A 10,916-nucleotide genomic window follows, 5' to 3' on the forward strand; every position below is an offset into this window, starting at 1 on the left:
ATTAATGCGAATGGCCTCCCGTGGAAGTCCCATAAGACCGTAAACGGCTGCAGAATTAAATGCGACGGCCTTCGGTAATAGATGCGACCACGTTCAGTTCCAATGGCAATTGATGCGACTATCCTCAAGTCGCTCCGACCGCCGATTTTTTACTGTTAGAGGTAATAGTGCTCAACCCATGACAGAGGGCGGGATATGACTGGGAGAAGATTTCGTTAAGGCGGTAACGGTTCACGATTTAGGACGTTTTTCAGCCAGCATTGACGTTCATTTTTCTAGGTTCTGTACCCGGATTAGGGGCGAATTACCCACCTTTATGTCCTACACTGAAAGCATGATTCCTGGTATCCGGTTGACCAGGTGAACATTATGCAGACCTACCGTATTCCCGCCGTCGCTCATCAGCAGACTCGGCCGATTTCTCCCACAAGGCGCAGCCTTTCCGGCACCTTTCCATTGCGTAATGGCGATGGCATTCCTTACGAATCGCTACTAGAACGCGACTTTTTGGCGCGTGTGACGTTTTCCAACCGGGTATGCGATGTGATCGCGCAACCAGTACAAATCCCTTTTCAAGGTGATGGCGCGCGAACGCACAGCTATACCCCAGATTTCCTTATTAATTATCACGTGGATCGCCAGATTGGCGCCTACCCGGTGCCGCTGTTGGTTGAGGTAAAACCGCGAGATCACTGGGAAAAAAACTGGCGCAAATGGTTACCGAAATGGAAAGCCGCCTGGCGTTATGCCCAAGAGAACGGTTGGGCGTTCCATATTTACGATGAATCGCGAATACGTGATACGGGATTCACCAACATCCAATTCCTTGATCGTTACAAGGCGATGGACTTTGCCCGAGAGGAAAGTGAATGGGTTCTGCAAACCGTTCGTGACACGGGTCCCGTTGCGGTGCACTACCTGCTCGCCGTCCACTTTGCGGGTATCTACCGAGCCCGCGGAATCAGCCATATCTGGCATTTGATCGCGACCCGTCAACTCGACTGCGACATCCGTCAGCCACTGAACGACTTTTTGGACGTCTGGATTCCTTCGCCATGAACACCCTCACATATCACGGTGAAAAGCCCCAGGCTTTCATCCCGGATCGGGCACGTCTGTCACTCGAGCGAAATGCATTCGTTCGGTACGGCGATGATGTTTATCGGATCAATCAGGTCTTGGATTTCAAGACAGTCGTCGGCATCGATGTTTACAGTGGTCGTGCTGCAGCTTTGCCGGTCGACGGCCTTAAGCCCATTGCGCAAGAGCGTTTGGACGGCCTTTATGTCAATTACGACATGGAGAGCATCAGTGAAGAACAATGGGCAATTGCGAAAAGGCGGTTTGAAGCCATTGAGCCCCTGCTGGGTGATGTCGTTCGAACTAAGGCTGAGATCAAGGCACGTGCACTGCTATACGAAGTGGACACTGCCACGGTCTATCGCTGGATGGACCGGTACAAGAGCTGGGGCGAATTGCTGGCCCTGATACCGAGAAAGCGTGGTTGGCAATCTGGAACAGTTCGAATATCGGCAGAGGCCGATGAACTCCTTGATGAGGTGATCCGGGAGTACTACCTCAGCAAGACGCGGCCAACGGTCAGCAAAGCAGTTAGCGAGTTTCGCATTCGCGCTCAAGCGCGTGGTATTCCCATGATTGCTGAGTCGACGATCCGACAGCGCATCAGTCGTATCTCGGATAAGCAATTCCTTCGTGGTCGGGGTTTTGCGGACAAGGCGCGCAATTCCTATACCCCATCGCCTGGCTCGTTTCCTGGCGCAGACTTTCCGCTCGCGGTCGTACAGATCGATCACACACCGATCGACGCCATGGTTGTCGACGATGTACATCGTAAGTCCATCGGGCGTTTGTGGCTGACCCTGGCGATCGATGTGCACTCAAGAATGATCACCGGCTACTACTTGGCAATCGATGCGCCATCGGTGATATCCGTTGCCATGTGCGTCGCGCATTCAATCATTCCCAAGGAGGAATGGCTGATTGCGCACGGGATAGAAGGCGATTGGCCTGTGTGGGGATTTCCGCGGGTTTTGCACAGTGATAACGGCGCTGACTTTAGATCTGAAAGCCTGCGCAAATCGTGCTCGAACTACGGGATCGAGAACCGATTCCGTCCTGTAAAACGACCCAAATATGGCGGGCACATCGAGCGATTGATGGGCAAGTTCATGCAAGCCGTTCACGGTTTGCCCGGAACCACGTTCAGTAACATTCAACAGCGTGAGGGAATTGATTCGGATGCTCAGGCGGCTTTGACCGTTTCGGAATTCGAAGTCTGGCTGGTGCGCGAGATTCTCAAATACAACGCTAAGTATCACGCAAAGATTTTCATGAGTCCGTTACACAAGTGGAACGTCGGCATTTTCGGTGGAAGGGACGATACACCTGCGATGGGATTGCCTCCAAGACCGGCAGATCCTTTCACCATTCAACGAGACTTCCTACCAGCGTATGAGCGCACGGTTCAGCACTACGGCGTCGAGCTTGATGTGACCTACTACTCCGAGGCACTTCGACCTTGGATCAACGCCAAGGACGATTCGGGCAAGACACGCAAATTCATTTTCCGACGTGATCCCAGGGACATTAGTCAGCTCTGGTTCTACGATCCTCACTTAAAGCAGTATTTCAAGATTCCAGTAGCCAACCAGTCCTTCCCGGCGACCAGCGTTTGGGAGTTTCGTGCTGCCAAGAAGCAGGCCGTCGAGCAAGGGCTGGCCAATATCGACGATGACCTGATCAAGCGACTGATTATTGAAAACCGGGAGCTGGTCGAGAGTGCCAAAGCCACCACCAAAAAGACCCGACGCTTGGCTCAGAGACAGAAGATCCATCAACAAAACAAAACGCCCGCGTTGCCCGCCGCTACACCTGCTCCGACAATTCAGATCACGGCGAGACCTGCAGGCTATTCGGGATTGGTCGACGATTTGGACGATGGATTTGAGGATATTCTATGAACGACTATCCTCACATTCATCCAGACTTTCGGCCCGTCATGAGCTTGTCCGACGAGGAGCGCATTCGCTTTCTCCAGGAGCCCAGGTGGATCGGCTATCCCGCAGCGCATGAAATCATCAATGCACTACGAACATTGCTGACGACCCCGTCACGTCCAAGGATGCCCAATGTGTTGCTGGTTGGAGACTCTAACAACGGCAAAACGACCATCATCAGGCGTTTCGTTGAGTTGTACGGTCAGAGTTATGTTAACGCACAGGCAGAGCCCGTAAAGCCCGTAATTCTGGTCGAGTCTCCACCGGCAGCTGATGAAAAAGGACTCTACATCTCGATTCTCGAAAGTTTTTGGGCACCCTACCGGGCTAGTGATGCCACTGCTAAGTTGCGTTATCAAGTGGTGCACATGTTTCGGTCGTGCCATGTCCGGCTGTTGGTAATCGATGAATTCCATTCGCTATTGACTGGTTCGGCGATCAAGCAACGGGAAGTCATGAACGCCTTGAAATTGTTGTGCAATACGCTAGCAATTCCGATTGTTGGTGTGGGCACCTCAGACGCAGTGCGGGTACTCCACACCGATCCGCAACATGCCAGCCGGTTTGACGTGATTTCGCTTCGCCGGTGGGAGCCGTCCACCGAGTTTCAGCGCCTGATCAAGTCTTTCGAATCGGTTCTCCCCCTTCAGCACGCCTCAGGGTTGAGCAAGCCTGAGTTGGCCTTAGCGCTGCATTCGATCTCGGGTGGCAATACCGGAGATCTTCACCGATTGCTTATGGAATGCGCCAAAGACGCGATCGTCACGGGTAGCGAAAAGATCACCAAGGCGACCATTGAAAAGCACGCATGGCTGCAGCCTACGCGCGGAATCAGGGAGCGAGTGTGAATCGTTGGCCGCTGTACCAATCAATCAGGGACGATGAGCTGATTTCATCATGGTTGCTGCGTAATGCACTTGCTCATGGCTGTACGCCTTTAGCATTTTGCGGAGAACTCTGGCCGGCAGTGCGGTTGTGGACGATGGACATCGACTGTGGGGTCAAACAGAAATTGTTCAGGCAGTTGGATAACGATGAGTTTCCCGGCCTGGCAGCAGCTGACGAGCGTTTTCATGCGGCTCTGCTATGTATATCGAGCACTGATGTCAGACGAGCAAATACGCGATGGCTGCTGTCGCTCGGATTACGCAATCGGCAGCATCACTGTGGTCTGCAGTACTGTCCTGCTTGCTTTGAAGAGGGACAGCCCTATTTTCGGTATCACTGGCGCTTTGCGTGGCAGACCGGTTGTACAAGGCATGGGATCTGCCTGATCAGCCGTTGCCGCAATTGCCATGCTCCTATTCAACCTCAGCTTCTGGTTCCTCCAGCCACCGATTGCTCCATCTGCCACGTGTGCGGCGAAGCGCTCACGTCAAGATCAATAGCTACGCCTTGTATTCCTGATGCGCTGAGTTTGCAGTCAGTTGCGGACAACGTCCTGAGCCGGTCGTGTGCTTCTGCGCAAGCGTGTGAATGGTTTGAATACGCTTATTTACTGGTCTCTTTACTGCGCTACGCCCTGCGTACTCGGAGCGGCTCAACACAGCTAATGCTGAGTTCATTGAACGTGGACGTTAAGCCGCAATATCAGATACGTTCTGGGCTGCCTTTGGAGTTGCTGGAGGTGAATGAGCGTATGTGGATCATGTCGCTATTGGCCCCATTGGTTGCCCTACCGTCTGAGCTCTTGGCTCAAGCGATATCCGATTACCATCTTCCTCTTTCTGTATTTGGACGGCACATGAGCGCCTCGTGTTCGTCCGCAGCAGCGCAAGCACTGGTCTCGGCCGCGGTAGTTCACTCTCACAAGGCCGCTTGTATCAAACGAATACATCCTGCCGTGGACCGGGTGACGGTCGAACGTGAGTGGCAGCGCTTACAGCGGAAGATCTTTGCTTATGCTCGTCCTTGAACGCCCAAATGACTGCCACGAATGCGGCAGAACCATGCTAAAAACCAAAAAGATCCATGCCGGCAAGCGGTATTGCGATACATGCTACGCACGTCTTTTCAAGCGCCGTATGTGTACCGGTTGCGGTAACTATTCGCGCCTGCCTGTGTTTGACGCCAAGGCTGAGTGTGATCGATGTGTGCTCTCTCGTCCGTGTGTGAGATGTGCGAGAGTCGGACGTCCTGTGGGGAAGCTGACCCCCTATGGTCCGGCGTGCAACTCCTGCGCTCACTACTTCAATGAGCCTGAACCCTGCGAGCGTTGTTGCGCGTTATCCACGCGCCTGGTGCGCGCTACGGTTGATGAAAGGGTGTTGCGCTGTTGCCCTCCTTGCGCGCGTAGCGAGGCTAAAACGTGCCCGCTTTGCCGACGACATCGGATGTTGAAACTACAAGCCGACGGCAAATCAATCTGCCAACGCTGCGCTCAAATAACCGAGGCGAAGTGCGATGGATGCAGTCGATCAATACCTGGTGGTCGAGGTAAGGAATGTGAAGACTGCTACTGGTCACGGACGTTTCAGAAACGGTTGATGCTCGATGCAAATGCCTTTGGCAACCAGGCAGTTACTGCGGACTTTCTGGAGTTTGGTAATTGGTTAGCTAATAAAGTCGGTAATAAAAAAGCAGCGATTTCGATTCATAGCCATTTGAAATTCTTTTTGATGCTCGATGAGCGTTGGAGAGGTATGCCACCGTCTGATGTGTTGCTTGAGCAGGTCGGGTGTGAGGGGCTTCGTTTGGCTCGTGTGCCCATCCGTTGGTACAACATAACCCGCAATTATGTGATCGGCGATCAGTTGCTCAAGCAGCATGTTGAGCGAGAGAGGATACAAAAAATCATGGCTTGCGTGCCGTCCGGCAGCGACAAAGAGTTACTAACCGACTACCTGACGATCTTGCAGTTGAGGTTCAAGTCTGGCCATCTGAAACTGTCGTCCTTACGCGGAAATTTAAGCGCCGCCGCAGATTTGATTCTCTTGGCCAGATCCGACGGTGTGCGCCTGATTGAACAAGACCATCTCGATCGTCTATTGAAGATTAAGCCCGGAATCGCATGCAGTCTTCAGGGCTTCGTGACGTTCTGCAATACACGGCGAGCGCGTTGGCAATCATTGGCTATCGATAGGCTCCAAACTGAGACTCAACGGCGCGTTAAGCTTGAAACTCAGATGATAAAGCTTGCGATAGCCGCCAATTCTGGGCGCGATGTTCAGCGTTCGTGGATTACCAAGTCCTTGACGTATTTTCATCGCCTACGTGCGTCTGATGCGAGGGCGGTGCTTCCTATTCCAGACCCAGCTGGGAACGGCTGGTCAATAGAACTCCACGGTGTCACGTATTGGGTGCCTGATCCCTGCCATCTTTCTTTGCTTTAGATGGTGAAGCCTTCGGGAAATTAACGCCGAGTTCAATGAACTTGTTCTTCAAGCAGGTGAAGTGAAGGATCTCATCTGCTTTGTATTTGGTGTGCTTGAAGGTAACGCTGGGACCTTCAAGATTATCGACGAAGTCGCGAAATGCACCATTATAAAGGCGCATCAAGTTTAATATTTTTTTGATTTGAATCTCTGCAAGCTTAGGAGATATGGAAAGTTCGGTGAGAAGCGCCCGGGCCTTTTGTTCAGAAGGTTTACCGTCCACATTCACAGGTCGACGTTGAAATTCAAAAAGGTAAAACTGCCGATTCCCGCAAACGATTCTAAGGATTTGCACACCGCGTACGATTTTGCGCTTCACATCCAAGTACACCCAAGCCCTTTGCTCCGGCGTTGCATTCTCGTCTTTTTCAAACTCTTTCACCGGTACAAGTTTGACCGGTGGTTGGGTGCCGCTCTGATCATCCAGGGTTACCCATTCCACAGTTTTGATCACTGTCGAGAAGGACTTCTGAAGGCCCTTCAGCGCCTTCCAGACGTCAACCAGAACACCTGACGATTCCCATGGCTCCATATCCACGATTTCAGCCTTGCCGTTACCGGAGCCGCGGCCATTTGGATCTCCAGCCGAGAGGACATCTGAATTGTCTGTCACCACGACTTTTTGTCCACGTTCCCCAGGCTTACGCTGAAAGTATCGACTGGTCGGGCGCCGTTGCCCCAGCACCTCGAAACTTTCACTCAAGAGGATGTAAGTTCCGGCGTCTGTGTCAGGGGCGTGATCATTGGTCAGTTCGACTTGTTGGTCCAACGGTAACATCTTCGTTGGACGCTTGATGAAGAGCCCCCCATCGTCGTCCTCTGGGTTCAAGTCTTGCGTCTCATATTCCGCCCGGTGAATTTCAAGCTCCGGTCCCATCGGTTCGCTCGACCCAGTCAGCCGCAGGCAAAGAAACGTATTGCTATCGATCCAGTGACCGCTTCCTCTGATTTGGGCGGGACCAATGAACCACGGTGCAACTTGCAGGTTGCCGAAGCACTGTATTGCGTCTTGTTTGCTCTTGAACTCAGCCTCCAGATCTGAATACAGCTTTTTGGATCGCAGTTTCGTGTACTCGTCATGGCGTAGATGAGCGAGAAATACCGCTTCGCTTTCCCTGACGGAGCGCTGCAGCTTCACTACGTTTGTTGGCCAGGTTTCGTCACGGTCGAAGAAAAATCTGGATTGGACTTCATTCCATGGATAGGTAGTCAGAATTCGGCTTGTTTCAGAGCTGCGACCGTATAGGCGTATTAGCAACTCAACGCATGGGACCAAAACGGTTTGTCCTTCGGTACCGGTGCGAAACTCGACAAGCCATGTGTCCGCAGACAAGGGCAGCTTGTAAGGGCTTTTGACCGAGGTGAGCCCTGCTTGCGAAGCAGTCACAAATCTCCATTTATCAGGACTGAAGTCCACCGTGACTGCGGCGAGGGTTTCCAGCTGGGTATCGGAGTGAATCGCGCCCTCGCGCCACACGGTGCCTACCTTGAAATAACTTAAGTAAGGCAGGCCCATTGGGACGGAGTAAAACGCACCAAGTGAGCCATCCCGGTCAACAGTGCGAAAATGCACGTTAACCAGTGGCACCGTTTTTTCCCTTCGATTTGGCGTGAATGTGCCATACCACAGCACAAGGAGATCCCCTTTGATGTCCTTGAAGTGACCATCGAATCTGACCTGAGGTTTTGCGAAGGTAAAGGGACAGCGGATAACCGAATGTGACAAGGCGAGCTCCTACGCCGAGGGAATCCGATCATAAGAACTTTGTGTCAAATCTGACAATCTGCTGCCGCCATTTCATTGTCCAAGATTCTGAACCACGGTACGAGATACATCGTCAGACGAGTAAGCACTGGACCAGCAGATCCCCAAGTTTTGAATGCCTCGCGCTTGGCTTTGGGGCGATATTGGCTGCCAGGAGGTAGTTCTCGTGGGTGTCCCGGTTTTACTGCGTAGGTTTGAGAGCAGCCTGGCGACGAAGCTCGATCATAAAAGGCTTTCCGGTGGGATCCGTGGCCAGAAGACTCAATCGATCTTGCTTCACCGATTGCACACGGAACTCGTCCGACAATCCGCTTGGATAGTTGTTGTCGAGATTGAGTATTGGCTGTCTGGAAAGTGCGGCCACCAATCCCGGAGGAAAATCGATTCCCGCCACAGTGACCGATTTCGGAAGGGATTTGAGACTGATCAGAGAAATCGAGAGCAGATCGTCATCAGTGGTCCAAGTGCCGGCTCCGGTGACGTTGTACGAGAAGTTGAATGGTTGCTGCTTCACCTCACCCTGCAGACTGATCACCCCACCCACGTTGTATTTGCCTTCATGAAGGTAGGTAGTCATGCCCTTGAAGCTTAGGGTGCCATCGGTGATTGGATAGGAATAATCCGTTTCCCAACGACCGATAATCTTGGGGTTGTAATGGGAGAGCGGGAAAAACTCTACGTACAGTGAAATTAACGCAGCCAGGGCACTCAAGATAGCAAGGACAATATTAATTTTCTTGGTCGTCGGTGACGACGCCCAGTTGAGGAATTTCATAGGGTTTCCATTTTCAATGACAGAAGGATAGTTGCGAACTGCGCGTTGAGGCACAACAGAAACCGTATCGGCGGTGGCGAGCAAGACGAGAGGGGCGCGCGCCTACACCATTTTAATGGCGCTTGGAGGCTTGCGCGGGGTAATCAAAATCAGTAAATTCACGACTTGATGCGCGGGGCTTCTATGTTGTCGTTCGCAACAACAGCTTCGTAGTTGTACCCAGCTGCTCCTTCCAATGCGTTGCGGCAAAGGAAGTCAAAAAGGCCTCGATACTCCGGTAACGAGGTTTTTTTTTGCCTGCTCGCCGGCAAAATGCGTGAACATCTTCCTTTGGACCGGTTTTTCGAATTCGGGTACAGGGGCACCGTCGCGTTTTTTTTCAGTGCACGAGCCTGATTGCCACCGGTGAGAATTGCGCCTTACAGTGAGCTCCCCGCTCATAAAGGCATGGATCATGGAACAGCCAAAACGGACTTTGCACGAGCTCAAGATTGCAGTCGCTATCCTTCGAATGAACTCAATAGCTGGGTCTTCCCGCCATCGAGTAATCAGCTCGAGTGCACTGTTTTTCTGCTGGAGAAAAAGTCCGCCTGACACCTTGATTGAGGTGCTCCGAGCCCGTATCACGGGACGATACGCACTGGACACCTTTGAAGATCTCCTGAACAGGGTCGAAGACATCATCCTTGGACAAAGGGCCGTTGATGTAGAAGCGTTTCTGAGCGCCCGGGTGCCCAGCGGAGCTGATATTTCGTCAGCAGTCAGAAATGCTGAGTACAAGAGGGCCCTGGAGGATGCTGTCGAGATTCCACAGGAGCTTTACCCGCCTCAGGAGGTCAGGATGGCCTCCAGAGGGGCACCAGACGGTTTGTTGTATGAGTACCGTTCCGGAGTTTCCTACAGCCGGGCACCTGTACAACAGATTTACACGACCTATCCAATCTTTTACGGGACGGATCGTCTGCGGGAGCCTGGCCGCACCGTTAAATTTGGTGGCTTCAGGAGCGAAGGCACGATCGCCTACGGCGTCGCTGAGGTCTCTATCCCTCATATCCACCGTGAGGGCAAGCTTGAACGACCGTGGTTATGGCCGACACAGACAAAGGGCAATCCCAACAAACACATCGTCGTCCACAGCAATGAGCTCCTGGCTTTGGATGCATGGTTCACAAGCGCCAAGGATTATCTGATCCACCAGGGAATAGGTCAGGATCCCTCCAAGAAAGAAGGCCTGCTTTTCATCCACGGCTATAACGTCAGCTTTGATGCTGCGCTGTGGAGAGCAGCGCAGCTCTGTCATGACCTAAAATTCCCTGGCCTCATGCTTAGCTTCTCGTGGGCATCACTGGGTACGCCCGGCGGCTATCCCGCTGATGAAGCGACTGTAGATTGGTCAGCAGGTAATCTCAGGCAGTATTTAACTCATGTGACAGAGCAGCTTGGGTTATCAGCCCTTCACATCGTCGCACATAGCATGGGTAACAGAGCGCTCCTGTCGGTCCTGGAACACTGGAAGCACAAGCCTGGCGCTACACCCATCCACCAAATCATTCTCGCGGCGCCAGACGTGGACACCAGCCGGTTCAAACAATTTGGACAGGTCTTCGAGACCTTTGAGCAAGTAACTCTCTACGCTTCCAGACATGATAGAGCGATTGCAGCTTCTAGATTTGTTCACAGCTATCCCCGGGCAGGGGATGCCAATCCCCCACTGGTCATGAGCTCCTTGTCCACCGTAGACGTATCTGCTGCGGGCAAGGACATGTTCGGCTTAGGCCATAGTTACATCGCCAATGTGTCAAAGGTGTTCCGGGACTTGTTCTACGTCGTCAGGCATCGGCACAAGCCTGACCAGCGTGCAGGGATCAATAAGCGAAACGAAGGTTACTGGGAGCTCACATAGTGATTCATATCCAGACGCGCTAGCCACCCGGACACGACGCCAGTAAGCTCTTGCCAAGGTAGCCAATTGCCACAGTTTTAGG

At 52.6% G+C, this 10,916-nt stretch carries 8 protein-coding genes; 6 read left to right on the plus strand and 2 right to left on the minus strand.

Going from position 1 to position 10,916, the window contains the following annotated elements; translation table 11 throughout:
- Positions 1–369 precede the first annotated feature (369 nt).
- The 5 genes from KHO07_RS00715 to KHO07_RS00735 all read left to right on the plus strand — a co-directional run bounded on the left by KHO07_RS00715 (position 370) and on the right by KHO07_RS00735 (position 6,349).
- Positions 370–1,059, plus strand: coding sequence for a heteromeric transposase endonuclease subunit TnsA (locus tag KHO07_RS00715; protein WP_244858261.1), 690 nt, complete (start codon positions 370–372; stop codon positions 1,057–1,059).
- Positions 1,056–2,981 carry a Mu transposase C-terminal domain-containing protein gene (locus tag KHO07_RS00720; protein WP_212626240.1) on the plus strand — a complete coding sequence of 642 codons (1,926 nt, stop codon included), beginning with the start codon at positions 1,056–1,058 and terminating at the stop codon, positions 2,979–2,981. The genes KHO07_RS00715 and KHO07_RS00720 overlap by 4 nt, the downstream gene beginning before the upstream one ends.
- Positions 2,978–3,865, plus strand: a complete 888-nt coding sequence (locus KHO07_RS00725) for a TniB family NTP-binding protein (RefSeq protein ID WP_212626241.1) — start codon at positions 2,978–2,980, stop codon at positions 3,863–3,865. The genes KHO07_RS00720 and KHO07_RS00725 overlap by 4 nt, the downstream gene beginning before the upstream one ends.
- Positions 3,862–4,932 carry a TniQ family protein gene (locus KHO07_RS00730; RefSeq protein WP_212626242.1) on the plus strand — a complete coding sequence of 357 codons (1,071 nt, stop codon included), beginning with the start codon at positions 3,862–3,864 and terminating at the stop codon, positions 4,930–4,932. The genes KHO07_RS00725 and KHO07_RS00730 overlap by 4 nt, the downstream gene beginning before the upstream one ends.
- A gap of 571 nt (positions 4,933–5,503) precedes the next feature.
- On the plus strand, positions 5,504–6,349 hold the full coding sequence (locus tag KHO07_RS00735) for a hypothetical protein (RefSeq protein ID WP_212626243.1): 846 nt from the start codon (positions 5,504–5,506) through the stop codon (positions 6,347–6,349).
- Here the strand turns inward: KHO07_RS00735 and KHO07_RS00740 are convergent.
- Positions 6,306–8,117 carry a hypothetical protein gene (locus tag KHO07_RS00740; protein WP_212626244.1) on the minus strand — a complete coding sequence of 604 codons (1,812 nt, stop codon included), beginning with the start codon at positions 8,115–8,117 and terminating at the stop codon, positions 6,306–6,308. The two genes, KHO07_RS00735 and KHO07_RS00740, sit on opposite strands and share 44 nt — an antisense overlap.
- Before the next feature lie 220 nt (positions 8,118–8,337).
- Entirely contained in the window at positions 8,338–8,931 is a 594-nt protein-coding gene (locus tag KHO07_RS00745; RefSeq protein WP_212626245.1) for a hypothetical protein, read from the minus strand.
- A gap of 454 nt (positions 8,932–9,385) precedes the next feature.
- Between KHO07_RS00745 and KHO07_RS00750 the strand changes: the two genes are divergently transcribed.
- Complete coding sequence (locus KHO07_RS00750; protein ID WP_212626246.1) at positions 9,386–10,834, plus strand: alpha/beta hydrolase; 1,449 nt, start codon at positions 9,386–9,388, stop codon at positions 10,832–10,834.
- The last annotated feature ends 82 nt before the right edge of the window (positions 10,835–10,916 follow it).

Origin of the sequence: Pseudomonas sp. PP3, from assembly GCF_905336995.1 — a bacterium.
GTDB classification, from domain to species: domain Bacteria; phylum Pseudomonadota; class Gammaproteobacteria; order Pseudomonadales; family Pseudomonadaceae; genus Aquipseudomonas; species Aquipseudomonas reinekei.